Below are 24,861 nucleotides of genomic sequence, written 5' to 3'. Positions count from 1 at the left end.
TCACCTCATCGCGGAGCCGGGGTGCGACTGCGTTCTGCGCACGTTGTTGTACATGCGCAGAAGGTGCTTGGAGACCGCGCACGGCGTCTGGTCGTAGTGACACTGACGGCAGGTCCGCACATGCTCCTCGTACTCGGCGCGGGCCTGGTTCAGGGCATCGTTCTCAGCGGGCACGGGGGTCCTCCGACAGGTCAGGGCGTCGCCGGGGTCGGCACCTCGCCGGTGCGCCCCCTTCAGGCAGTAAAGTTGATCATGTTACTTACGGTAGTGGAAAATAGGATTCCGGCCGCTTCCTCCCCGGCGCCGGATCCCCGCCGACCGATCCGATGACGGCGGCGTCACCGCCCGCACACCGGTTCCGCTGCCACCATCCTGGGCAGGAGGACGCGTCGACCGACGCACTCGTACGCGAGAGCCTGCCCAGGGAGCCCCGATGACCCTTCCCGCCCCGCTGACCGGAGTGGTCCCGCCCGTCTGCACCCCCCTGACCCCGGACCGCGAGGTGGACGTCCCCTCGCTGCGCCGCCTGGTCGACCATCTCGTGGCCGGCGGTGTGGACGCGCTGTTCGTGCTCGGTTCGACGTCGGAGGTCGCCTACCTCACCGACCGGCAGCGCCGGCTGGTCGTCGAGACGGTGGTGGAGCAGGTGACGGGGAAGCTCCCCGTGCTGGCCGGGGCGATCGACATGACCACGCCCCGGATGCTCGACCATGTCACGGCGGTCACGGCGGCGGGCGCGGACGCGGTCGTCGTCACCGCGCCGTTCTACGCCCGCACCCACCCGGCCGAGATCTCCCGCCACTTCCGGCTGATCGCCGAGGGCAGTCCCGTCCCGGTGATCGCCTACGACATCCCGGTCGCCGTGCACACCAAGCTCCCCGCCGGACTCGTCCTGGAGCTCGCGGCCGACGGGGTGCTGGCCGGGCTCAAGGACTCCAGCGGCGATCTGGCCGCCTTCCGCGAGATCGTCGTCGGGGCCCGCGGCCTGCCGGGCTTCAGCGCCCTCACCGGCTCCGAACTGGTCGTCGACGCGGCCCTGGCGCTGGGCGCGCACGGGGCGGTGCCCGGCCTGGCCAACGTCGACCCGCACGGCTACGTCCGTCTCGTGCGCCTGTGCCGTTCGGGCGACGTGGCGCGGGCCCGGGCCGAACAGGAGCGGCTGTGCGCCCTGTTCGGCATGGTGAGCGTCGGGGACCCGGCCCGGATGGGCGGCGGTTCGTCGGCCCTGGGCGCGTTCAAGGCGGCCCTGCACCTGCGGGGCGTCATCGCCTGCCCGGCGACGGCCGAGCCGCAGATCCCGCTGTCGGCGGCGGAGGTGGAACAGGTGGGCAAATACCTCGCCGGGGCGGGACTGCTCTGAGACAGGTCCCCTGGACGTCTCGCCTCAGATCAAGGACGCTTCCAGGATGACGATCCCGGTGGAGGACAACGGGCGGCGCGCGGCGCGGGTGTTCGACGCGCTGGGGCCCGCGTACGAGAAGGCGTTCGCGCACGCGGAGGCGCATCGCCGGTCGCTCGACTGGCTGCTCGGGCGGCTCGCGCCGGGCAGCCGGGTGCTGGACGTGGGCAGCGGCACCGGCCGGCCGACGGCCGCGACCCTGGTGGCGGCGGGCCATGACGTGCTGGGCGTCGACGTCTCCCCCGTCATGGTCGAGCTGGCCGCGCGCCAGGTGCCCGGGGCGCGGTTCCAGTGCGCGGACGTGCGCGGACTTTCCCTGGACGAGGGGTCGTTGGACGCGGTCTGTGTGTACTTCTCGCTGCTCCAGCTGGACCGCGCGGAGCAGACCGAGCTGATCGGCCGGTTCGCGCGGGCGCTGGCGCCGGGCGGGAGTCTGGTGCTGGCGACCGTGCCGCTGGACGTGGCGGGCGTCGACGCGGTGTTCATGGGGCAGCCCGTCCGGGTCACCAGCTTCGACGGCGAAGCGCTCGTCGAGGTGGTGCGGGACGCGGGCCTGACCGTACTGGCCGAGGAGAACACGCTGTTCACCCCCGACCATCCCGAGGCCGTGCCCGAGCCCCATCTCTTCCTGTACTGCGCCCGGTAGGTCTCGACTGCGCCCGGTAGGTCTCAGAGGTCGGCGCGGGCCGCGAGGGACACGACCAGGGCCGCCGATCCGGTGCCGAGGAGCGCGCCGGCGACGACGTCGCCCGGGTAGTGCACGCCGGTGTGGACCCGCGAGTAGCCGACCGCGCAGGCGAGCAGGCCGAGCGGGACGGCGGCGACCGGGAAGGCCGGGCCGACGGCGGCGGCGAAGGCCACGGCCGAGGCGGTGTGCCCGGACGGGAAGGACGCGGAGTGCGGCATCGGCACATGGCGGCCGGGGAACGGCGAGTCCTCGGCCCGGTGCGGCCGGGGACGGCGTACGAGCCGCTTGCCGAGCAGGTTGGCGGTCGCCGAGGCGACGCCGACGGCGGCGACGCCCAGGACGGCGGCCCGGCGGGCGCTGCCGCCGCGCAGGGCCAGTCCGGCCGCGACCGCGAAGGAGATCTTGGAGTGGTCGGCGGCGGCGGACAGCCGGCGCAGCGCGGTGTCCAGGGTGGGGGTTCTGGTCACCGTGACCGCCTCGTACAGGGCCTGGTCCAGGGTGGCGAGGTCACCGACCAGGCGCAGGGCGGAGAGCTTGGAGAGACGGTCAGACATCATAGGCGTCCTTGATCGTACGGGGGTCGGGGTGGCCGAGCGCGAGTCGGGCGATGCGCCGCCAGTCGACCGTCGGCGGGGCGTAGGCGGCCCCGGGGCGGTGCCGTGGCACCCGGACGCGCAGCACGCTGGGCCGTACGGTGCACACGACCGGGGTGGGCAGTTCGAGCGCCTCGCCGTCGACGGCGACCGCGATGCGCTCCTGGTCGGCCTCGACGACCACGCGGTGGGCGGTGAGCGAGGTGATGCCGCTGGCCCGTTCGCCGAGCACGGCCAGTTCGGCGGCCTGGGCGGCGCCCTCCACCCGGGCGCCGATCACGCCGAGCAGGCCGCCGTCCAGGCGGGGTCGGCGGCCGCCGCCGAGCGGGTCGGCGCGGGCGTAGGCGTTGTTGCTGACCAGGACGGCCTGCGGGGCGTGCACGCGGCTGTCGTCCGCGCGGACCTCCAGGGTGGGTCCCGCGGCGCCCTGGAGCAGGTCGGGCAGGTGTTCCAGGAAGGTGGCGGCCTTGGCGTCGCGGTAGGCGGGGTTCTGCACTATCTCCGCGTACGCCCCGAAGGACACGGTGTTGACGAAGGCCCGCCCGTCGACCTCGCCGAGGTCGACGCGGAGTTCGACGCCGTGGGTGAGGGCGTCGAGGCTGCGCACCGGGTCGGTGCGGTCCAGGCCGAGATCCATGGCGAAGTGGTTGCGGGTGCCGGCGGCGATGACCAGGAAGGGCACGTCGTGCTCGGCCGCGACGGCCGCGACGAGCGCCTGGGTGCCGTCGCCGCCCGCGACGCCGAGCAGGTCCGCGCCCTCGGCGACGGCCTTGCGGGCCACCAGCTCCGGATCGGTGTAGGCGTCGTCGGCGCCGAGCAGGACCACCCGGGCGCCGAGCGCCTCGGCGCGCTCGACGAGGCCGAACCTCTCGACCTTTCCGCCGCCCGAGCGCACGTTCATGATCAGGACGGGTCGGCTGGGCGGCGGAGTGCGGCGGCCGTGCGGGCCCTTGGGGTGGCGCAGGCTGCGCAGCGAGGCACGGGCCGAGGCCAGGGCGGCGGCCCACAGCGAGAGGGCGCCGATCGCCACGACCCAGAGTCCGGACGTGGCGTACAGCACCAGCACGCCGACGGGTGCGGTGACGGCGAGCAGTCCGCCGAGCAGCCGGGCGCCGCCCCGGTGGGCCAGCGCCCACCACACGCCGGCCCCGGCCAGCGCGAGGCCGGCGAAGCCGATGACCAGGACCAGCCAGCCGCCGGATCCGGCGGCCAGCGCCACGACCAGGACGCAGCCGACGACCAGCGCCAGGGCGACGCGGGCCCACAGTCGGGCGCGGGCGAGGGCGGCCTCGGGCGTCGGGCCTTTGGCGGCCGTCGCCCAGGTCGACCACGTCGACCGGATCTTCCACGAAGTGTTCACCGTGCAGCCGCCATGCTCCGGGTCTCCCTGTTGTGCGTCGTTGCGCGTGGTTGCACGTCGTTGCACGTTCTCTTGCACGTTGTGTTGTGCGTCGACAGCGCCGTCGATCAATTGTCCATGGCGCAGCACCCGGACGTGACCGCGGTGTCGCCGTCGGCGGTCGCGGCGGCGCTCCCGGCGTCCTCCAGACGGCAGAAGCAGGACGCCCGCACGGGTACGTCCGCCAGCGCGGCGGCGAGCTTCAGCTGCTGGGCGACGATCCGCGCCTCCGCGTGCCTGCCCTGCCGGACCAGGCACTCGTGGAAGCCGTGCAGGGACCAGACGTTGCCGGGGTGCTGGGAGGGGCGTGGCAGCGTGTCGTCGAGTCCGAGGTCGGCGCGGTAGACCGCCTCGGCCTGTGCGACCCGGCCCTGCTCCAGCAGCAGCGCGCCGTAGGCGTGGCGGGTGGGCTGCATCCAGCCCCACGGCTCGTCGTAGGGAAGGCCGTCGTCCAGCTCGATCGACCGCTCCAGGGCGGCGAAGGCGAGGTCGTGGCGGCCCGTGCGGTACTCCAGCTCGCCGTCCAGCATCGCGGAGGCGATGGCGAGGATGTCCTGGCAGGTGTTGTTGAACAGCATGCGGGTCTCGGGGACCCGGTCGGCCGCGGTCCGGAACAGGGCGCGTTCCGCCTCCGCTTCGGCGACGCGGCCGGTGGCGGAGAGGGCGACGCCCCGGGCGTAGTGCAGCAGCGCGGTCGTGACGGCGTACAGGTCGGGGTCCGCGGGCAGCGGCAGGGCGAGGATGTCGGACCAGCGGCCGAAGCGGATCAGGACGTGGAAGCGCATGGCGAGGAAGGCCTCCAGCCAGTCGGCCATCGGCGGGCTCGGCACGCGCAGCAGCTCCTGCGGGATCGCGGCCTCCAGACGGTCGGCGGCCTCCAGGGCGGTGCGGTACTGGCCGAGGAACATCGCCCCGTAGATCGTGAAGTGGAGGTTGTGGCAGCGGTAGAGCGTGTAGAAGTTCATGGCGCCGGAGCGGGCCAGGTACTTCTCGTCCGCGACGGTGGCGGCGATGTTGTCGGCGACGACGCGGCGGTAGTCGCCGCACAGGACGTCCAGGTGGGAGGGCATGTGCTGGAGGTGTCCCGCGTCGGGCACCAGACCGCGCAGCCGGTCGGCGACCCGCAGGGCGGCCTCGGGGGTCGGCGACATCTCCATGAGGTGGATGTAGAGGTGCAGGACGCCGGGGTGCTCGGCGGAGGCCTCGGCGGCGAGGGCCCGGTCGAGCACGTCCTTCGCGTGGAGCGTACGGGCGCCCTCGGCGGGCTCGCCGGTGCGCAGGTCCCACAGCTGCCAGGGGGTGAGGTTCATCAGGGCGTCGGCGTACAGGGCGGCGACGTCGAGGTCGTCGGGGGCGAGTTCGTGGACGGCGCGCATGGCGTCGGCGTAGGGCTCGTTCCACACCGTGCAGTCCGGCGCCGGGCGCTCCTGGGGGTAGCGGGCGCGCAGCGCGCCGATCAGGGCGCGTTCCACGGGGGTGGCGTGCGCGGCCTTCTCGTGGGCGAGCTCCACGGCGGCGTGGGTGCGGGCGACGGTCCGCGCGAGGTCCTTCTCGTCGAAGAACTCCCAGGGTTTGTTGTAGTTGGGCCCGAGCGCGTAAGCGATGCCCCAGTGGGCCATGGCACAGTCGGGGTCGGCCAGGACCGCCGCCTCGAAACAGGAGACGGCCTCCTCGTGGTGGAAGGCGTACGACCAGACCAGTCCGCGGTCGAACCACCGCTGGGCCTGGGGGGACGAGGTCGTCACGGTCCGGCCGTGGGCGCCGAGGTCGTAGGGGTACTCCGAGGGCTGCATGGCTCTCCCATCGTCGCGCACTGTTCGAGCGACGTATACCGTGCGACCCGGTGCCGGGGGCGGATCTTCCGGGCGGGAGCACCCGTACGGGAGGTTCCCCAGGAGATCGTCTTGCCGTAGTCGAGCCCGTACGGGGAGCAGTCATTGGTTGCGCGTTCACGTGCCGAGGGGCCCGTCGGCGGTGCGACGGGCCCCTCATATGGCGTGCCTGGAGCTGAACTTCTGTGAGTTGCCTGGAGCTCCTGGACCTCAGCGGTGGCGGAAGGCCGTGCGGCGCAGGAGGACGAAGCCGGCGATCACCAGAAGGCCGCCGACGGCCGCGGGCCACAGGTCGGCGCCCGTCTCGGCGAGGCCGCCCTGGACCGCCTGGGGCTCGGTCTGGTCATAGCCGCCGGTGCCGGTGCCCGTGTCGGCCGGGGTGGTGTCCGCCGGGGTCGGCGTCTGGTCGGCGGGGGCGGTGGCGGCGTCGCCGATCTCACCGCCCGAGTCGGCCGACGGCTTCGTGTCCGCGCGGGGCTCCGCACTGTGGGTGACGGTGCCGGAACCGGCGTCGCCTGCGGCGGGGTCCTTGCCGGGGGCGGGGGCCTGGGGCGACTGGGCGGGGGGCTGTTGGGTGGCGTCGTCGGAACCGCCGTTGGATCCGTTGTCGCCGCCGTTGTCCGCGCCGCCGTTGGAACCGTTGCCGCCGCCGTTGTCCGCGCCGCCGTTGGAACCGTTGCCGCCGCCGTTGTCCGCGCCGCCGTTGCCGGAACCGTTGTCGCCACCGTTGCCGCCGTCGTCGTTGCCCGGGGCCGTACCGGCGCCGCAGGTGCGGCCGGCGTTGATGCAGTCGACCATCTCCGTCATCAGGTCGTCGTCGAAGACGTTGATGAAGTCGCCGTGGTCGGTCACCGGCTTGTGCAGCTGCTCGGGGAAGGAGTCCACCGCGAACAGCGGGGTCGTCTTGCCGCCGTCGGCGAGGCTCGGCGCGTCGACGTCGTAGACGATGCGCTGCACCAGCTGCGGGACGGCCTCGAAGCCGGTCGGGCAGGCGCCGTCGGCGGCGGCGAAGGCCACATGGGTGCGGTGGTTGGCGCTGTCGATGTTGCTGCCGTCCCAGCAGCTCTGGAAGTGGAAGGTGCGCACCACGTCGCTGCCGGCCGGGCAGAGCGGGTACTTGTCCTTCAGCTGGCGGTCCTCGAAGCCGGTGCAGCTCCAGGACGCGTTGGCGTTGGCCGGGCCGTTGACGAAGGCCTTGGCGTCGCCGGTGATGATGCGCAGCAGCCGGGGCATGGCGGTGACCTGGGAGCGCGGGTTGCCGACGAAGGTCAGCGTGACGGCCTTGGGGGTGACGATCTCGCCGGCGTTGCCCTCGATGCCGCCGCCGGGGCTGCCTGCGTCCTTCTCCTGGGCGCCGTTCTGCAGCCGCAGCACGGGCCAGTAGTAGGTGGACTTGTCGCCCTGGTCCACGCAGCTGGTGTCGGCGTTCGCCAGGTCCTCGTCGGAGGCGAAGGCGGTGTTGGACTGGTTGCCGACGTAGTCGTGGAAGTGGTGGGCGCCGTTGCTGACGCCCGGGGCGACGATGACGTTGTCGGAGTTGAACAGGCCGTTCTCGTTCACACCGCAGCTCGTGACGAAGGTCCCTCGGGAGGGGCCGGAGCTGGGGTCGGGGGTCTGCTGGGCGGGCTGGACGCTGGTGATGTCCGCATAATCGCCGGCGACCGGGCCGTTGCCTGCCTGACCGCCGTTGCCCTGCTGGTCGTTCTGACCGGACCCCTGAGCCGGGCCCTGTCCCTGACCGTCGTTCTGCTTCTGGTCCTGCCCCTGGTCCTGGCCTTCTTCCTGGCCCTGCCCCTGACCCTGTTCCTGGTCTTCGGTGATGCGCAGGGTGCAGGCGGCGAGGGAGTCCAGGCCCTCCGGGCGGTCACCGCTCCGGTCGATCGCCTCCACGATGCGGCCGATCGTCGCGCCGCGCTTCTCCTTCAGCGGGTTCATCACCGCGTTGTCGGCGAAGCCGGGATCCTGCCGTACGGCCTGCGCCTGGTCCTGGAGTTGGCGGTAGGCGGCGGCGATCTGCTCGTCCAGGAGCGCGAGTTCACGGGCGACCTCGGGCGAGGCCTGTTCCGGGACGGAGGTCAGACTGTTGCCGACGTCGGGACAGTCGATCGTGACCGAGCCCCCTCCGGTCAGCTGTACGGACTCGCCGTTGGAGGTGGCCGAGGCATAGACGTTCACCGCCATGAGTCCACCGCCGCCGAGTATCAGCGCAATCGCCCCGAAGGTCGCGCGCCGTCCGCCCGTTGGGCGTCTGCGCCTGTTCTCTGCCAAGGAGTGCTCCTACACGTCGTCGGCGGCCGGACATGAAATCCCCCGGCCCAATACGCGGCAGAGCCCAGGAGTGTTCAACCGTCCCACGAATTCATAGCAACATCTCAGGAAGCCGAGGTCAGCGGCCTTCCGGGCGGCCGCTCGGCAAAGGCGGCGGAGTCAGGCCTTCTTGACCACGCTCGACCTGAGCCGCATCGCCCCGAAGCCGTCGATCCTGCAGTCGATGTCGTGGCAGTCGACGCCGTCGGCGAGGAGGATGCCGCGCACCTTGGTGCCGGCCTCGATGCCGGAGGGGCTCCCCTCGACCTCGAGCGCCTGGACGACGACCACCGAGTCGCCGTCCCGCAGCACGTTGCCCACGGCGTCCTTGACGACCTTCTCGGCGGGGCCGCCGCAGTCCGCGCCGGTCGCGTCGACCGTCCGCGTCTCCGCAGGCCGGGAGGGTCGTTGCCGCCGATGGCGGCGGTACTCGTGCACCAGGCCCAGGACGAGGGCGGCGCCCACCGCGATGAGGTGCTCACGGCCGGCCAGGTTGGGCTTGGCGATCGACTCGAACACCATCGAGCCGCCGGTGAGCGTGAACACGATGGGGGCGTGGCGGACGACCGAGAGGTAGGTGAAGAGCCCGACGACCGCCGCGGACGGACCGGTGTCCAGCACCTGTCCGACCTCGGGCGGCAGCCCCAGACCCCACCAGCCGGGCCCCAGCGCGATCATCAACCGCACCGTGAGGGTGCCGGCCAGGGTGGACGCGTAGGCGATCGCCAGGGTCCTTCTGCGGCCGAGGGCGAGTTCGGCCAGGGCGAAGGCGAGGAACAGCTGGGTGATGCCGGCCCAGACCGGCAGGTCGAGCGCCGGGACGTACAGGGAGATCGGGGTGCGCAGCAGGGCCAGCCACAGGGGCAGGTCGCCCTGGACTCCGCCCAGTATCCGCACCGCCGTCGCGCCGGCCGGACGTTGCGCGATGGCGTGGAAGAAGATCACGCCCCCGCAGGCCACGGCCGCCAGCAGCAGCCCGGCGGGACCGCGTCGGCGCAGCTGTCGTACGGGGTCGGCGACGATGCCGTGCCACTCGCCCTTCAGCGTCCGTCCGACGAACGCGGCCACCCGCACGGGAGCGCTCCTGCGCGGCCGGCCCCCGGATCCGCCGCCCCGCAGCTCCTCCTCGGCGCCACCGCGCGCCCTCTGCCTGGTACCGCCGCCCCGCTGCTCCCCCTCAGTACCGCCGCCCCGCTGCTCCCCCGCGGCGCGCCCGGCCCTGCGCCCACCCTCCGTGCGGCGGCCGCGCACCTCTTGCTCGACGCCATCGCCGTGCGGCTTCTCCTGGGCGCGGCCGCCCGGAAACTCCCCCTCGGTACGGCGGTCGCGCAGCTCGACCTCGATCTCGACCCCGCCCCCGCCCCCGCGCAGCCGCTCCTTGACACCGCCGCTGTGCGGCTGGGCCTCGACGGCGCCGACCCGGAGCCCGCCGTCGGCGTCGCCCGCACGCGGCTGCTCCTCGAGGCGGCCGTCGCGAGGCCGTTCCAGTTCCGGACGCAGGATGCCCAAGGTTCCCCCCACCATTCATCGCGCGAACGCACCGCACGGTGTTCGTGCGCGTCGCCCTCTGGTAGACGCAAGGACGGCCTGTGAGGATCAGTCCTCTCACAGGACCGTCGCCTGCGTCACATACCCGGGCCACGCTCACGCGGTGCGGCCGCGGCCGAGGCCGGCGAGGACTGCGCCGTCGACGAGGAGGTCCGTACCGCTGACGAAGGCGGCGTCCGGGCCGAGGTCGAGCCGCGTGTCCCCCTCCAGGTCAGCGCTGCGGGCGGCGGCCCGCCTCCTGGTGCGGGAACGTCTGGTCGGCGCCCGGCAGCGTGGGCCTGGGCAGGGTGGCGACCTCCTCCTGCGCCGTCAGGAGCTGTTCGGCGGTGTCCTGGGGCAGGCTCGGCGGGAGCGGCCGGGGGGAGGAGAGGCGGAAGGCGGAGGTGAGGTCGCCGAAGGCGCCGCGCCGCCAGGTGCTGATGTTGGGCTCCGCCACTCCGGTGAGCCGTTCCAGGAACCGCAGCGCCGAGGTGTGGTCGAAGCTCTCCGTGGCCACCCAGCCGCCCACGGTCCAGGGCGAGACGATGATGGCGGGAACGCGGAAACCGCCGCCGACGGGCAGCCCGCGGACGAACTCGCCGGGCGTGCCGGCGGGCGGGGTCGGCGGGGGCACATGATCGAACAGGCCGTCGTTCTCGTCGTAGTTGAGGATGAACGCCGTCTTGCGCCACACCTTCGGGTTCGCCGCGATGGCCTCGATCTTCGAGGCGACGAAGTCCGCGCCGGCCGCCGGCAGATAGTCCGGGTGCTCCGACTGGTGGCTCGTCGGCATGATCCAGGACACCGTCGGCAGCCGGTCGCCCCGGGCGTCGTCCTCGAACGTCCCCTCCGGCTGCGGCCGTACCCCCCGCTCGTACAGCGCGGAGCCCGGCGGGGCGTCGCGGAAGATCGCGAACTGCTCCAGCACGTTACAGCCGTAGTCGTCGTCCTGCTGGTACACCCGCCAGCTGACCCCGGCCGCCTGGAGCCGTTCGGCGTACGTCGTCCAGCCGTACGGCGTCGGCGCGGTGTTGTTGATGATCGGGCCGCCCGAGGCGCCGTCGGCGTCGAGGGTGCCGGTCATCCACATCAGGCGGTTGGGCCAGGTCGGGCCGAGGACCGAGCAGAAGTAGTGGTCGCAGACGGTGAAGGTCTCGGCGAGCGCGAACTGGAACGGGATGTCCTCGCGCGTGTAGTAGCCCATGACATAGGGGCCGTTGACGCCGTCGGCCTTGCGGTGGGCGGGCAGCCAGCGGTCCATCCGGCCGCCGTTCCACGCGTCGTGCTGCACGGACCAGGCGTGGCTCGTGGACGGGATGGCCTGGGCGCTGGAGGTGCGGGTGTCGAGGTGGAACGGCAGGAGGTAGCCCTTGGGGTTCTCGGCGTCCGGCTGGTAGAAGACCGAGCGGCCGGTGTCGAGGGTGAGTGCGTCGGGGTCGGCGAAGCCGCGCACGCCCGAGAGGGTGCCGAAGTAGTGGTCGAACGAGCGGTTCTCCTGCATCAGCAGCACGACGTGCTCGATGTCGGCGAGCGAACTGTGCCGGGGCGGTTCGGCCGCGACGGCCTTCTGCACGCTCGGCGGGAGGAGGGAGAGGGCCGCGGCGCCGCCCAGCGCGCCCGCGGCGGATCCCAGCAGTCTGCGACGCGTCAACTCGGCCATTCGTGCCCCTTGGCGAGTGCGAGAAGGGCCAGTGAGCGGGGAGCGCCGGGACAGGTGGCTCGGCGGACCGACGCGGCGTTGTTGATCACGCCGTTATGGGTGCCCGCCCGGAGCCGGGTCTGACGGCATGTCACTCTTCCGCGCCGTCGTCGCCCGTGCCGGACCGGCGCCGACGGCTCCCCGAAACCGGTGCGACCGGCGGCCCGCGCCTCGGTTACAGTGCCCCGCCGGTATCGAGACCGGCGTCGCGACCGGTATCGAGAGGGGACACAGCAGTGCGCATCGGGGTGGGGAACGTGGGGCAGGGGCTGACGTCGGCGGTCTTGCTGACGGGGCTGCTGACGGGGTGCGCGGCCGACGGGGGAGGCTCGGACGCCTCACCGAAGGGGAAGACGAAGGCGACGGCTACCGCGAGCGCGGGCGCGAAGGTCGCTCAGCGCGGCGGGTCCGTCGGCGCCTCCGGGTCCGCCTGCGAGCTGCCCGTCACCTTCGACGTCGCCGAGTTCTGGAAGGCCGAGGCCGTCGACGCGCAGGAGGCGGACGACGCGGGCGGCGATCTGGCCGACCTCGCGGACGCGCTTCTGCACCAGGGGCCCGTCACCATGGCCTGCGAGATCGACGCCAAGCCCGCGGGGAAGCTCGGATATCTGCGGGTCTGGACCGGCGAGCCGGGCGACGGCGACGCGCGCGCCGTGCTGGAGGAGTTCGTGAGCGCCGAGGAGGGGTCGAGCGGGGCGAAGTACCGCTCCTTCGAGGCGGCCGGCGTCACCGGCGCCGAGGTCGAGTACGTCACCACGAGCGAGCTCCTGGAGGAGACCAAGAAGGAGCGCGCGCTGGCCGTCAGCACCTCCGACGGCCCCGTCGTGCTGCACCTCGGCGGGATGGACACCGAGGAGCACGAGGCGATGCTCCCGGCGTACGAGCTCGCCAAGAGCACCCTGCGCGCCACTGGCGCCTGACCCCTCTTTCGACCGCGCGCGGATGCACATCCGGTCCGGTGTGGCGCATTCTTGCTGTGTCGCCCACGCGGCGGCGCACCGACGAGGTAGGGCCGATGACTGGGAGCGCCGGGGACGAGCGGAAGCGGTCCGGGCCGCCGCCCGAGCTGCTGACCGGGTCCGTGGCGGACGCGCTGCGGGCGGCGGGCGGCCGCTCCGGGGGCGTCTACCTGTCCTCGGGCACGTCCGGGCTGCTGCGCCTGGCGGTGCTCGCGGGGCTGCCGGGGCCGCTGTTCCGCCCCTGGTGGCGGGTGCACGTGGATCGGCCGTTCCCGGTGGCCGACGTGCACCGGACGGGTGCGCCGGTGGTGCTGGCGAACTCCACGGAGACCATGCGCCGCTATCCGCAGTTCGCGGCGGGCCTGCCGTTCCAGTTCGGCTGCCTCAACGTGCCCGTGGTGGCGGGGGACCGCTCCTTCGGGGTGCTGACCGTGCTGCGCCCGGCGGCCTCCGACGCGATGGATGTGCTGCCGGAGCGCGAGCGGCTGACGCAGGTCGCGCAGGCCCTGGGCGCGGCGCTGCTGGGCCTGGAGGCGGACGGGGGGTGCGCGGACTGGGACGACGAGCCGGTGTGCGTACGCCCGCCGGCGGCGGGTCCGGCTCTGGGGCGTGTCGGCCGGTTCTCGTGGGACCCGGCGACCGACGCCGTCACCGCGGACGAGCAGGCGGGCGCCCTGCTCGGTCTGCCGCCGGGCGAGGTCCCGGCCACGCTCGGCGACCTGGCCCGGGCCATCGACCCGACGGACGCCCATCGGCTGCCCGCCCTGCTGCACGAGGCCGCCCGCGGCACCGCCCCGCCGCTGCCGATCCAGGTGCGCACGACGGCCGGGGGCCTGCGGCTTCTGGAGCTGTGGGCGTCGCCGACGGCGGCGGGCTCCCCGGTCGGCGGCATCCTGCTCGACCCGGGCCCCGGCGCCTTCGCCGACGGCGCGGCCGACCTCCTCCCGGAGGGCGTGTTCTGCCTGGACCGGCTGGGGCTGGTCGTCTACGCCAACGCCCGGGCCGCCCACCTGCTGGGCGTGGAGCCGGACCGGCTGGCCGGGCGGCCCCTGTGGGATGCCGTGCCGTGGCTGAACCAGCCCACCTGCGAGGAGCATCTGCGCGGCGCCCTGCTGTCGCCGGAGCCCGCCCACTTCCACGTCCGGCTGCCCACCGCGGACGCCCACCGGCCCTCCGGCGCCCGACCGTACGAGGGCGACTGGCTGCGCCTGTCCCTCTACCCCGGCGCGGACCTCCTGACCTGCACGGCGGCCCCGGCGAACCGGGTGCCGGACGACACGGCCCCGGCCGCGGCGGACGCCGAGGGCCCCGCGCCGGACACCGCCGCCTCGACCGCCCCGCTGTACCGGCCCATCGTGCTGGCCATCGCGCTGACGGAGGCGGTGACCGCCCGCCAGGTGTCGGCGGTGGTCATGCAGGAGCTGCTGCCCGCGTTCGGCGGCCGCCGACTGGCCATCTACCTGCTCCAGGAGCGGCATCTGTACCTGGCGTGGGAGTCCGGCTTCCCAGAGGGCTTCCTGGCGCCGTTCGAGGGCGTGGGCCTGGACGCCCGGCTGCCCGGCGTGGAGACGCTGACCACGGGCCGTCCGCTGTTCTTCGACTCGATGGAGCAGCTGTCGGCCGCCTACCCGGGCATCGCGCTGGACGCGGCGGAGGGCGCCCGCGCCTTCCTCCCGCTGATCGCCTCGGGCCGCCCGGTCGGCTCGTGCATCCTCGGCTTCGACGGCTCGCGCCGCGGCTTCAGCTCCGAGGAGCGCACGGTGCTCACCGCCCTCGCGGGGCTGATCGCCCACGCGATGGAGAAGGCCCAGCGTTACGACACCGAGGCCGCCCTCGCCCGGGGACTTCAGCAGGCCCTGCTCCCCCGGCGGCTGTCGCAGCACACGCGCGTGGAGACCGCCGCCCGGTATCTGCCGGGCACCGAGGGCATGGACGTGGGCGGCGACTGGTACGACGTCGTGGAGTCCGGCGACGGGCTGGCCCTGGTCATCGGCGACGTCCAGGGGCACGGGGTGCAGGCGGCGGCGACCATGGGGCAACTGCGCAGCGCGGTCCGGGCGTTCGCGTTGAGCGACCGGCCGCCCGAGGAGGTCATGGCCGGCACCAACCACCTCCTGATCGACCTCGACCCCGGCCAGTTCGCCAGCTGCTGCTACGTCCGGCTCGACCCGTCCACCGGCCGGGCCCTGGCGGTCCGCGCCGGGCACCCGCTGCCGGTCCTGCGCCACCCCGACGGCCGTACGGAGGTCCTCGACCTGCCCGGCGGGGTGGTGCTCGGGGTCGATCCGCGCGCCCACTACCCGGTGACGGAGCTGCGGCTGGCGGCGGGCGCGATCCTGGCGCTGTACACGGACGGGCTGGTGGAGCGGGCCGGCTTCGACATCGACGACGGCGTGGCCGCGCTGCGCGTCGCCCTGGCGGAGGCCGCCGCCGTCCCCGGGCGTTCCCTCGGGGACGTGGCCGACCTGATCACCGCGACGGCCCGGCAGGCCGTCGACCGGCCCGACGACATCGCCCTGCTGCTCGCCACCCGCCCGGACGGCCGCGGGGACCATGTACGGGAGGGCGACGGGCGCGGAGGGTTCGTGCGCCGGGCTCGACACGGCACGGAGATCACGTACGGAGAGCGCGACGGGCGCGAACGGTGACCCTGTGTGACGCCTCTCGCCTAGCGGGCCCAGGCAGTGTAGATATGGCACATGGTCCGACTCCTGGGGCGCTCGGATACCCGGCCGGCCCGTCCGCCCCGTGGCTCCCGGGTCCGGCGTTCACCCGAGTCCGCCCTGGGCGGGCGCAGTCTCGCCGCGCAGGTGTTCGTCCTGCAGGTGGTCATCGTGCTGGTGCTGGTCGTGGCCGCGGTGCTGGCGCTGCTGCTCCAGGTGCGGCACGACACCACGCAGGAGGCCCGTAACCGCTCCCTCGCCGTCGCGCAGACCTTCGCGAACTCGCCGGGCATCGTGGCGGCGCTGCGCAGCCCGCACCCGACCGCGGTGCTCCAGCCGCGGGCCGAGGCCGCCCGCACGGCCGCGGACGTGGACTTCATCGTCGTGATGAACACCGACGGGATCCGCTACACCCATCCGAAGCCGGACCGCATCGGCAAGAAGTTCGTCGGCGACATCCAGCCGGCGCTGGACGGCGGCACCGTCGTCGAGGAGGTCGACGGGACCATCGGCCGTCTCGTGCAGGCCGTCGTCCCCGTGCACGCGCCGGACGGGACGGTCGTGGGCCTGGTGTCGTCCGGCATCACCACCGCCCACGTCGGCGGCAACGCAGACCGCCAGCTGCCCCTCGTCCTGGCCTCCGCCGCGGTGGCCCTCGCCCTGGCCACGGCCAGCACGGCGCTGGTCAGCCGCCGGCTGCTGCGCCAGACCCATGGCCTGGGCCCGCGCGAGATGACCCGTATGTACGAGCATCACGACGCGGTGCTGCACGCCGTGCGGGAAGGCGTGATCATCGTCGGCGGGGAGGGCGATCTGCTGCTCGCCAACGACGAGGCGCAGCGGCTGCTCGACCTGCCCGCGGACGCCGAACGCCGTCAGGTCCTGGACCTGGGCCTGGACCCCGGCACCGCCGAACTGCTCGCCTCCGGGCGGATGGTGACGGACGAGGTGCACCTGGTCGGGGAGCGGCTCCTGGCGATCAACCAGCGGCCCACCGACCTGGCGGGCGGACCCGCCGGCAGCGTCGCGACCCTGCGCGACTCCACGGAGCTGCGCGCCCTGTCCGGCCGGGCGGAGGCGACCCGGGAGCGCCTGGACATGCTGTACGCCGCCGGGGTGGCCATCGGGACGAGCCTGGACGTGGCCCGCACCGCGGAGGAGCTGACGGAGCTCGCCGTGCCGCGATTCGCGGACTTCGCCACCGTGGACCTGTTCGACGCCGTGCTGGCCGGGGAGGAGCCGGAGACCCGGGGCGCGCTGCGGCGCACGGCGATGAGCGGGATCCGCAAGGGCGCGCCGTTGTACGGGGTGGGCGAGCGGATCCGGTTCGTCGACTCCGCCCCGCAGGCCCGCAGCCTCGGCGGCGAACGGGCCGTGCTGGAGGCCCGGCTCGCCCAGTCGCCGGGCTGGCGCGCCCAGGACCTGGAGCGGACCGAGCAGGTCGTGGAGTTCGGCATCCACTCGCTGATCACCGTGCCCGTGCGGGCCGGGGCCCTGGTGCTGGGTGTGGTCAGCTTCTGGCGTTCGGAGCGGCCCGCTCCGTTCGATCCGGACGAGGTGGTCCTCGCGGAGGAGCTGGTGGCGCGGGCCGCGATCTCCATCGACAACGCGCGCCGCTTCACCCGCGAGCACGGCATGGCCGTCACGCTCCAGCGCAGTCTGCTGCCGCGCACCCTGCCCGAGCAGAACGCCCTGGACATCGCCTACCGGTATCTGCCCGCGCAGGCGGGCGTCGGCGGCGACTGGTTCGACGTGCTGCCGCTGTCGGGGTCCCGGGTCGCCCTCGTCGTGGGCGACGTGGTGGGCCACGGGCTGCACGCGGCGGCCACGATGGGCCGGCTGCGCACCGCGGTCCACAACTTCTCCTCGTTGGACCTCGCGCCGGAGGAACTCCTCAGTCTGCTGGACGAGTTGGTGGCCCGGATCGACCAGGACGAGGCGAGCGACGGCGCCACCGCGCCGGTCTCCGGGGCGACGTGTCTGTACGCCATCTACGATCCGGTCTCCCGGCGCTGCACGGTCGCCCGGGCCGGCCATCCGCCGCCGGCGCTGGTCCACCCCGACGGGCGGGTGGAATACCCCGAGGTGCCCGCCGGGCTGCCGCTGGGCCTGGGCGGGCTGCCGTTCGAGACGGCCGAGCTGGAGCTGGCCGAGGGCAGCTCGCTGGTGCTGTACACCGACGGGCTGGTCGAGGACCGGGAACGGGACATCGACGCGGGTCTGGAGCTGCTGCGCACCGCCCTGGAGCGGGCCGCCGACGGCTCGCCCGAGGAGACCTGCCAGGCCGTCCTGGACGCCCTGCTGCCGGCCCGCCCCAATGACGACATCGCCCTGATCGTGGCGCGGACCCGGGCGCTGGGCGCGGACCGGGTCGCCGAGTGGGACGTGCCGATGGAGCCGGCGGCGGTGGGCGAGGTGCGGGCGGCGGTGGCCGGACAGCTGGAGCGCTGGGGCCTGGAGGACCTGTCCTTCACCACGGAGCTGATCCTGAGCGAGCTGGTCACCAACGCGATCCGCTACGGCAGCGCCCCCGTCCGCGTCCGGCTGCTGCGCGACCGTTCGCTGATCTGCGAGGTCGCCGACGGCAGCAGCACCTCGCCCCATCTGCGGTACGCGGCGATGACGGACGAGGGCGGGCGCGGGCTGTTCCTGGTGGCCCAGCTCACCGACCGCTGGGGCACCCGCTACACGCCCACCGGAAAGGTGATCTGGGCGGAACAGCCGCTGCCCTGAGGTGCGTTGGCCGACCTCTGACTCATAAGAGACGTTTATGAGCTCATAGACCGGACCCCCGTACCGACTTAGGTTTGCCTTAGTTTAGGCTTCCCTCGAGTTGATCTGTCACCGCTCGAAGGGAACCTGATCATGCCCCGCCCCCTGCGGGTAGCCATCGTCGGAGCCGGCCCCGCCGGGATCTACGCCGCCGACGCGCTGCTCAAGTCCGATGTGGCCGCCGACCCCGGTGTCTCCATCGACCTCTTCGAGCGGATGCCGGCCCCGTTCGGACTGATCCGCTACGGCGTGGCCCCGGACCACCCCCGGATCAAGGGCATCATCACCGCCCTGCACCAGGTCCTCGACAAGCCGCAGATCCGCCTCTTCGGCAACGTCGACTACCCGACCGACATCAGCCTCGACGACCTGCGCGCCTTCTACGACGCCGTGATCTTCTCGACGGGCGCCACGGCCGACCGCGAGCTGTCGCTCCCGGGCGTCGACCTCGACGGCTCCTACGGCGCCGCGGACTTCGTCTCCTGGTACGACGGCCACCCGGACGTCCCGCGCACCTGGCCGCTCGAAGCCGAGAAGGTCGCGGTCCTGGGCGTCGGCAACGTCGCCCTCGACGTGGCCCGCATCCTGGCCAAGACGGCGGACGAGCTGCTGCCGACGGAGATCCCGGCCAACGTCTACGACGGCCTGAAGGCCAACAAGGCGCTGGAGATCCACGTCTTCGGCCGCCGCGGCCCGGCCCAGGCGAAGTTCTCCCCGATGGAGCTGCGCGAGCTGGACCACTCCCCCACCATCGAGGTCATCGTCGACCCCGAGGACATCGACTACGACGACGGCTCGATCGCGACCCGGCGCGGCAACAAGCAGGCCGACATGGTCGCCAAGACGCTGGAGAACTGGGCGATCCGCGACGTCGGGAGCCGGCCGCACAAGCTGTTCCTGCACTTCTTCGAGTCCCCGACGGAGATCCTCGGCGAGGACGGCAAGGTCGTCGGCCTGCGCACCGAGCGCACCGCCCTCGACGGCACCGGCAACGTCAAGGGCACCGGCGAGTTCAAGGAATGGGACGTCACCGGGATCTACCGCGCCGTCGGCTACCTCTCCGAGAAACTGCCGAAGCTGCCCTGGGACATCGACTCGGGCACGGTCCCGGACCAGGGCGGCCGGGTCATCGAGGAGTCCGGCGCGCATCTGCAGTCGACGTACGTCACCGGCTGGATCCGGCGCGGCCCGGTGGGCCTGATCGGCCACACCAAGGGCGACGCCAACGAGACGGTGTCGAACCTGCTCGCCGACCACGCGGGCGGCCGTCTGCACACGCCTGCTTCGCCCGAGCCGGCGGCCGTGGACGCGTTCCTCGCCGACCGGAACGTCCGCTTCACCACCTGGGAGGGCTGGTACAGGCTGGACGCCGCCGAGAAGGCGCTGGGCGAGCCGCAGGGCCGCGAGCGCGTGAAGCTCGTCGAGCGCGAGGACATGCTGCGGGAGAGCGGCGCGTAGGCGTTCCGGTCAGGGGTCCGGTGGACGCCGTACGGTCCACCGGACCCCGATTCCCGTGTGGCGCACGCCAGTTGCCGCAAACCAGGTGAGCCGCACGATCGCCCCCTGCTAGCGTCCCCGGGTGTTCTCCCTCCACGAGCCTCCCCTGTTCACCCGGCTGCGCGACGCACGCCGGGTGCTCGTCGCCGGTGCGGGCGGCGGTTTCGACGTGTACGCGGGCCTGCCGCTGGCGCTGGCCCTGCAGGCGGCGGGCAAGGACGTCCACCTCGCCAACCTCTCCTTCACCGACCTGTACGGTCTGCCCACCGAGGTGTGGCTGGAGCCGGACGTCGCGGCCGTCCGCCCCGACACCGTGACCCGCGGCGACTACTTCCCCGAGCACACCCTCGCGTGCTGGCTCGACCGGCACGACCTGCCTTCCACGGTGTACGCCTTCCCCCGCACCGGCGTGGGCCCGCTGCGGGACGCCTACCGCGCGCTCCTGGACCACCTGGGCGGGGTGGACGCCGTCGTCCTGGTCGACGGCGGGACGGACATCCTGCTGCGCGGCGACGAGCACGGCCTCGGCACGCCCGAGGAGGACATGGCCAGCCTGGCCGCCGTGCAGGGGCTGACGGACGTACCCCACCGGCTGGTCGCGTGCCTCGGCTTCGGCGTGGACGCCTACCACGGGGTGAACCACTCCCTGGTGCTGGAGAACCTGGCCGCGCTGGACCGCGACGGCGCCTATCTCGGCGCGTTCTCCCTGCCGCACGACAGCCGGGAGGGAGGCCTGTACGTCGACGCGGTGGCCGACGCCCAGGCGTGCACCCCGGGCCGCCCGAGCATCGTCAACGGCTCGGTCGCCGCCGCCGTGCGCGGCGACTTCGGGGACGTACGGTTCACCGAGCGGACGAAGGACAGCCGACTGTTCGTGAACCCGCTCATGGCCCTGTACTTCTGCGTCGACGCGCCCGGTCTGGCCCGCCGCAACCTCTACCTCGACCGGCTCGAGGACACCGTCCTGATGCGGCAGATCAGCTCCCGCATCGAGGAGTTCCGCGAGGAACTCCCCCTCCTGCGCCAGCCCCGCGCGTTTCCCCACTGAGGGCTTCCGGAACGTCGGCGCAGGGCGAGGCCACGACGACCCACGACCGCGGCGACCGCCTGCAGCGGCACGCGGGCCGGCAGGCGCAGGACGTCAGCCGTCGTCGCGGGGGTGGGTCTCGATGATCCGGCCGTGGACATCGGCCCGGAGGTAGGCGCTGCCGTAGTCGTCGGAGAGGTAGACGCTCAGCGTCGGGGGCGTGTCGAAGACGGTGGAGGCCGGGTTGATCACCAGATAGCGGCCCGTCGGCTCGTCGATGCCCAGCGTCCGGCCCGCCTTGGCGAGCAGTGCGGGCACCGCGTCCCAGTCGTAGACGTCCAGGTCGACGGGGACCGCGCCGTTCATGACGGTGCCGCCGGGGCCGTCCTTCACCGCCACGTCCCCGCCCTGGTACAGGTAGCGGTCGTAGAGCTTCGGGTGGCCGTCGACGGGCGCCTCGGCCATGGCGTACTCCGGGTACACGGCGAGACTGGTGACCTTCGTCCCGCCGATCGCGGCGGTCAGCTTCGCCACGGCCGTGCGGACGCCGTCGCCGGTGAGCAGATCGACCTTCCCCGCGGCCTCGCCGCCGGACGCGGCGCTCGGGGTGGCGGGGCGGTCGCTCCGCGACGTCGTGCCGTTCGACGACGCGGTGGTGTTCGGCGCGCCTCCCGCACTGCCGCCGTCGTCGCCCTTCGTCTGCGGGACCAGCGACCACACGAGGACGCCCGTGAGCACGGCGCCGACGACGACGGCCACCACGGCCGTCCCACGGGTACGGCGACCCCGGGGCGGGACGGGGCCGGTCGGCGAGGCGGCCGCGCCGGACCCCTGCGTGGCGGGGACGGATCCCGCTGCGGCGGGAGCGGGCGGGGCGAGCGCATAGGAGGTCGGGGCGGGGGCCGAGGGGCTCACTGGCACGGGGGCGCTCGCGTCCGTGTGCCCGTACGCCGCACTCCCGATGCCCTCTCGGAGAGCGGGGGCGTCCCGGGGATCGCGGGAGTCCCGGTCATCGGGGGCGTCCCGGGGATCGGGAGCGTCCCGGGGATCGGGAGCGTCCCCCGTCACGATCGCCAGCAGGCGGTCGACCTCGGCCGCGTCGGGGCGGGCCCGCGGGTCCCGGACGAGCAGGGCCGTCAGGACGGCGGTCAGCGGACCGGCCCGCCGGGGCGGCGGCACGTCCTCGCCGAGTACGGCGGCCAGGGTGGCCAGCGTGCTGGCCCGGCGCAGCGGGTGGTGGCCCTCCACGGCGACGTACAGCAGCATCGCCAGCGACCAGAGGTCGGCCGCGGGGCCGCCCTCCTTGCCGCTGACGCGTTCCGGGGCCATGAAGTCGGGCGAGCCGATGACCGCGCCGGTCGCGGTGAGGCCGGCGGACTCGCGGACGGCGGCGATGCCGAAGTCGGTGAGCACGGGCCTGCCGTCGGGGCGCAGCAGGACGTTGGCCGGCTTCACGTCACGGTGCTCGATGCCGGCGGCGTGCGCGGCGCGCAGCGCGGACAGCACCTCGCGGCCCAGCCGGGCGGCGTCGAGCGGCGCCAGCGCGCCCCGGTCCAGCCGGTCCTGGAGCGAGCCGCCCGTCACCAGCTCCATCACGATCCACGGATAGGTGCCGTCGCCGCCGTCGACGATGTGGTGGATCGTGACCACGTTGGGGTGGTGGACCCGGGCCAGCGCGCGGGCCTCCCGCAGGACGCGCTCACGCAGTGTGCGGGCGCCCTCGGGGTCGTACTCGGCGAGGGCCGGATCCGGCGGCCGTACCTCCTTCACCGCCACGTCCCGCTGCAGCGCCAGATCGCGGGCGCGCCACACCCAGCCCATGCCCCCGGCGCCGAGCCGTTCCACCAGCTCGAAACGGCCGTCGACGACACGTCTGTCAGGTCCCCCTGTGCTCATGGGGGGAGAGCTTAAACGTACGGCGTGACGGGCCGGATGTCCGCCAGAGGGGGCACAGCGCGAATGGTCCGCGGGGCCACGGGCATGCTGTGAACGGGGTCACTTCCGGTGGGCCGTTCCGGAACCGCTCCGGACCGCCCCCGCCCTCCCGTCGCCTTCCCCCTCACTCACGCATTCCCCACCCACGCATTCCCCCCACCACGAAGGACATGTGCCTTGGCTCTCACCTACCCTGACGCCCCCTCAGCCCGACGCCCCGGCCGCTGCTGGACGATCCGCGTGGTGGGACACCGGGACCGCACCGCGTCGGTCACCTGCTCCTCGGCGTGCGTGATGCCGCCGCGCTCACGGGACATCGCGGCGCTGCGCCGCTTCGCCGAGGCCCATGCGGCCGCGCACGCCCGGGCGGCGGCGGTGCACCACGACGCCGCCTGCTGGTGCCGCCGCCAGCGGTGCGCGGCGCACGAGGGCGTCCGGGTCCACTGCGCGGGCACGGTCGTGCTCGTGGTGCAGCACGATCCGGCGGTCGGCCAGGTGTGGACGCTCAGCGAAGTGTGCTCCGCGTGCGCCCCGTTGATGCCCCACGCGCGCGTGCTGAGCCGGGCGGTCCCACCACCGCCGACGGCGCCGGCCGAGGAACGGGAGACGCCCTACGTCCGACCCGCGCCGCCCGGACCGGCGGCCTCGTCCGCGTCAGCGCCGCCACGCCATGTCCCCGGCGGGTTCAGCGCACCTACCACGACCGCGGGCCTGGGCGCAGTGCCGAGTCCGGGTTCGGGTGCGGGCACGGGCCGCCCGGAGCGGAGCCCCGGCCGACGGCACGCGGTCGGCAGGCGCCGCGGCGCACCCGGCCGTGCGCAGGCGGAGGGCGCCGGGGAGTGACCGGGCGCCGGTGCCCGCACCCCGGAAGACGGTAGGGAGGCCGCAAAAGACCAGAGGGCCTGAGGGGATGCCGACATGAGGCGTCGTGCTCGGTGGCCGGTGGCCGGTACCCGGCGTCCCTCTGTGCCGTCGCGGTTCAGGACTCGTGCCGGGACTGCGGTGGGATGCGCACGGGCAGGGCGCCGAGCATGCGGCCGCGGACCCCGGGGGCGGCCGGGCGGCCGGGGACGAAGGGGCCGTCGGGCGGGAACCGGGCCGCCACCAGTTCGGCGATGCGGAAGCCGCTGCGCCGTCCTTCCAGGTGCAGTCGGCCGACGTTGGCCCGGTCGTCGGCGAGCAGCGTCAGGACGGCGGACGGTCCGGCCGAATAGGTCGCGACGTATCCCCCGGAGCCGCGCACCAGCAGTTCGCGGAAGTCGCCGCCGGCCGCGAGATCGGCCATCCGGCGGCCGACGCCGAGGGCCGCCGCGGTCAGCGCCGCCAGCCCTTCCGGTTCGACGTCGGGCATGTCCTGGGCGAGGACGAGTCCGTCGGCGCCGGCCGCCAACGCCCCCGTCAGCTGCGGCATGCGTGCGCGCAGCCTGTGCAGTTCGTTCAGAACCTCGGCCTCGACAGCCATGACCGGTGTCCTTTCGGCGCGTTGGCGATGGGCGCGGATCAAGTGCGATGCGGGGCAGGCGAGTTCGTGCGCCCCAGAGGCTTGCGTGTGACCCAGAGGCTACGGAAAGTACCGACCTCGGGTGACAGCTTTGGCATTTTCCTTTGGAACATGCCGTGCACGGACTCCGGCTCATCCCGTCCCGTACCCGCCGCCCGACAGAGTCCGCAGCGCCGAGTTCACGGCATCGGCCATCGCCCGGCGCGCCGCGGTGAGGGCCGGCCGCGGGTCGACGGCCGCGGGCGCCGCGACGAGTGTGTCGCGGACCGTGCCGGTGAAGGCGGCATTCAGTGCCGTACCGATGTTGACCTTGACCATGCCGGCCGCCACCGCCTGCCGGAGTTCGGCCTCAGGCACCCCCGTCGAGCCGTGCAGGACCAGCGGCACGGGGACCGCCTCCGCGAGACGGGCGATGAGGGCGTGATCCAGCCGGGCGGTGCGCGTGGTCATCGCGTGGGAACTGCCGACCGCGACGGCCAGTGCGTCGACCCCGGTGGCGGACACGAAGTCGCGCGCCTGATCGGGATCCGTACGTGCCGAAGGCGCGTGCACTCCGTCCTTGCCGCCGATCTCGCCGAGTTCCGCCTCCACCCACAACCCGTGGGCGTGCGCCCACTGCGCCGCAGCGCGCGTGGCGGCGACGTTCTCGGCGTGCGGCAGCGCGGACGCGTCGACCATGACGGATCCGAAGCCGCACTCCGCGGCGCGGCGCAGCAGCGCTTCGTCGGTGACGTGGTCCAGGTGCAGGGCCACGGGGACGGTGGCCGCCTCGGCGAGCGCGGCGGCGGCGCGGGCGATCGGGGCGAGCCGGCTGCCGTGGAACCGGACGGCGTTCTCGCTGATCTGGCAGATGACCGGGCAGCCCGCGGCTTCCGCTCCGGCGACCACGGCCTCGGCGTGTTCCAGGGTGATCACGTTGAACGCGCCGACGGCCCGTCCGTCCCGGCACGCGGAGCTCACCACGTCGGCGGTGGGGGTCAGCGGCACGGCCGACCTCCGATCACGGGGTGCGCCGGCCGCGACAGGGGCGAGGCTGTACGGAACGCGCAGGATCTTGCTCGTT

General features: G+C 73.7%; 18 protein-coding genes. 8 read left to right on the top strand and 10 right to left on the bottom strand.

Annotated elements, in window-relative coordinates:
- A complete protein-coding gene (locus OG562_RS40640) occupies positions 1-174 on the bottom strand; it encodes a hypothetical protein (RefSeq protein WP_266407019.1) in 174 nt (57 codons plus the stop codon).
- A gap of 259 nt (positions 175-433) precedes the next feature.
- Here OG562_RS40640 and OG562_RS40635 point away from each other — a divergent pair, with 259 nt between their 5' ends.
- Both OG562_RS40635 and OG562_RS40630 read left to right on the top strand, forming a co-directional pair.
- Positions 434-1,360: a dihydrodipicolinate synthase family protein gene (locus OG562_RS40635; RefSeq protein WP_266407017.1), complete on the top strand. Its 927-nt coding sequence runs from the start codon at positions 434-436 to the stop codon at positions 1,358-1,360.
- 46 nt (positions 1,361-1,406) lie between these two features.
- The gene (locus OG562_RS40630; RefSeq protein WP_266407015.1) at positions 1,407-2,045 is read left to right on the top strand and encodes a bifunctional 2-polyprenyl-6-hydroxyphenol methylase/3-demethylubiquinol 3-O-methyltransferase UbiG; all 639 of its coding nucleotides are present in this window, start codon (positions 1,407-1,409) and stop codon (positions 2,043-2,045) included.
- Positions 2,046-2,068: 23 nt separating this feature from the next.
- Here OG562_RS40630 and OG562_RS40625 read toward each other — a convergent pair whose 3' ends face one another.
- The 6 genes from OG562_RS40625 to OG562_RS40600 all read right to left on the bottom strand — a co-directional run bounded on the left by OG562_RS40625 (position 2,069) and on the right by OG562_RS40600 (position 11,405).
- Complete coding sequence (locus OG562_RS40625) at positions 2,069-2,641, bottom strand: phosphatase PAP2 family protein (RefSeq protein ID WP_266407013.1); 573 nt, start codon at positions 2,639-2,641, stop codon at positions 2,069-2,071.
- Positions 2,634-3,947 (bottom strand): diacylglycerol kinase family protein, encoded by a 1,314-nt coding sequence (locus OG562_RS40620; RefSeq protein WP_266409793.1) that lies wholly within the window; start codon positions 3,945-3,947, stop codon positions 2,634-2,636. Before OG562_RS40620 ends, OG562_RS40625 begins: the two co-directional genes overlap by 8 nt.
- A 200-nt stretch (positions 3,948-4,147) precedes the next feature.
- The gene (locus OG562_RS40615) at positions 4,148-5,872 is read right to left on the bottom strand and encodes a hypothetical protein (RefSeq protein ID WP_266407011.1); all 1,725 of its coding nucleotides are present in this window, start codon (positions 5,870-5,872) and stop codon (positions 4,148-4,150) included.
- 249 nt (positions 5,873-6,121) lie between these two features.
- On the bottom strand, positions 6,122-8,092 hold the full coding sequence (locus tag OG562_RS40610; protein WP_266409792.1) for a DUF1996 domain-containing protein: 1,971 nt from the start codon (positions 8,090-8,092) through the stop codon (positions 6,122-6,124).
- 246 nt (positions 8,093-8,338) lie between these two features.
- A complete protein-coding gene (locus OG562_RS46095) occupies positions 8,339-9,727 on the bottom strand; it encodes an alkylphosphonate utilization protein (protein ID WP_323187613.1) in 1,389 nt (462 codons plus the stop codon).
- A gap of 250 nt (positions 9,728-9,977) precedes the next feature.
- Positions 9,978-11,405 carry an alkaline phosphatase family protein gene (locus tag OG562_RS40600; protein WP_266407009.1) on the bottom strand — a complete coding sequence of 476 codons (1,428 nt, stop codon included), beginning with the start codon at positions 11,403-11,405 and terminating at the stop codon, positions 9,978-9,980.
- 275 nt (positions 11,406-11,680) lie between these two features.
- Between OG562_RS40600 and OG562_RS40595 the strand changes: the two genes are divergently transcribed.
- The 5 genes from OG562_RS40595 to OG562_RS40575 all read left to right on the top strand — a co-directional run bounded on the left by OG562_RS40595 (position 11,681) and on the right by OG562_RS40575 (position 20,383).
- Positions 11,681-12,364 carry a lipoprotein gene (locus tag OG562_RS40595; RefSeq protein WP_266407006.1) on the top strand — a complete coding sequence of 228 codons (684 nt, stop codon included), beginning with the start codon at positions 11,681-11,683 and terminating at the stop codon, positions 12,362-12,364.
- Between the two features lie 95 nt (positions 12,365-12,459).
- Positions 12,460-15,051: a SpoIIE family protein phosphatase gene (locus OG562_RS40590; protein WP_266407003.1), complete on the top strand. Its 2,592-nt coding sequence runs from the start codon at positions 12,460-12,462 to the stop codon at positions 15,049-15,051.
- A gap of 51 nt (positions 15,052-15,102) precedes the next feature.
- On the top strand, positions 15,103-17,799 hold the full coding sequence (locus OG562_RS40585; RefSeq protein WP_266407001.1) for a SpoIIE family protein phosphatase/ATP-binding protein: 2,697 nt from the start codon (positions 15,103-15,105) through the stop codon (positions 17,797-17,799).
- A 132-nt stretch (positions 17,800-17,931) separates the two neighbouring features.
- Positions 17,932-19,296 carry an FAD-dependent oxidoreductase gene (locus OG562_RS40580; RefSeq protein WP_266406999.1) on the top strand — a complete coding sequence of 455 codons (1,365 nt, stop codon included), beginning with the start codon at positions 17,932-17,934 and terminating at the stop codon, positions 19,294-19,296.
- A 121-nt stretch (positions 19,297-19,417) separates the two neighbouring features.
- Positions 19,418-20,383, top strand: a complete 966-nt coding sequence (locus tag OG562_RS40575) for a DUF1152 domain-containing protein (RefSeq protein WP_266406997.1) — start codon at positions 19,418-19,420, stop codon at positions 20,381-20,383.
- A gap of 93 nt (positions 20,384-20,476) precedes the next feature.
- Here OG562_RS40575 and OG562_RS40570 read toward each other — a convergent pair whose 3' ends face one another.
- Positions 20,477-22,258 carry a serine/threonine-protein kinase gene (locus tag OG562_RS40570; RefSeq protein WP_266406995.1) on the bottom strand — a complete coding sequence of 594 codons (1,782 nt, stop codon included), beginning with the start codon at positions 22,256-22,258 and terminating at the stop codon, positions 20,477-20,479.
- 216 nt (positions 22,259-22,474) lie between these two features.
- On the opposite strand from OG562_RS40570, the gene OG562_RS40565 reads away from it, so the two are divergent.
- The gene (locus OG562_RS40565; RefSeq protein ID WP_266406994.1) at positions 22,475-23,140 is read left to right on the top strand and encodes a hypothetical protein; all 666 of its coding nucleotides are present in this window, start codon (positions 22,475-22,477) and stop codon (positions 23,138-23,140) included.
- 136 nt (positions 23,141-23,276) lie between these two features.
- Here the strand turns inward: OG562_RS40565 and OG562_RS40560 are convergent, their stop codons facing one another.
- The gene (locus tag OG562_RS40560) at positions 23,277-23,759 is read right to left on the bottom strand and encodes a roadblock/LC7 domain-containing protein (RefSeq protein ID WP_266406991.1); all 483 of its coding nucleotides are present in this window, start codon (positions 23,757-23,759) and stop codon (positions 23,277-23,279) included.
- 171 nt (positions 23,760-23,930) lie between these two features.
- On the bottom strand, positions 23,931-24,785 hold the full coding sequence (locus tag OG562_RS40555; protein ID WP_266406988.1) for a class II fructose-bisphosphate aldolase: 855 nt from the start codon (positions 24,783-24,785) through the stop codon (positions 23,931-23,933).
- Between the last annotated feature and the right edge of the window lie 76 nt (positions 24,786-24,861).

This window comes from Streptomyces sp. NBC_01275, from assembly GCF_026340655.1.
GTDB lineage: Bacteria > Actinomycetota > Actinomycetes > Streptomycetales > Streptomycetaceae > Streptomyces.
Note: the sequence above shows the minus strand (reverse complement) of the source record. Positions and strands in the feature narration are given on the sequence as shown.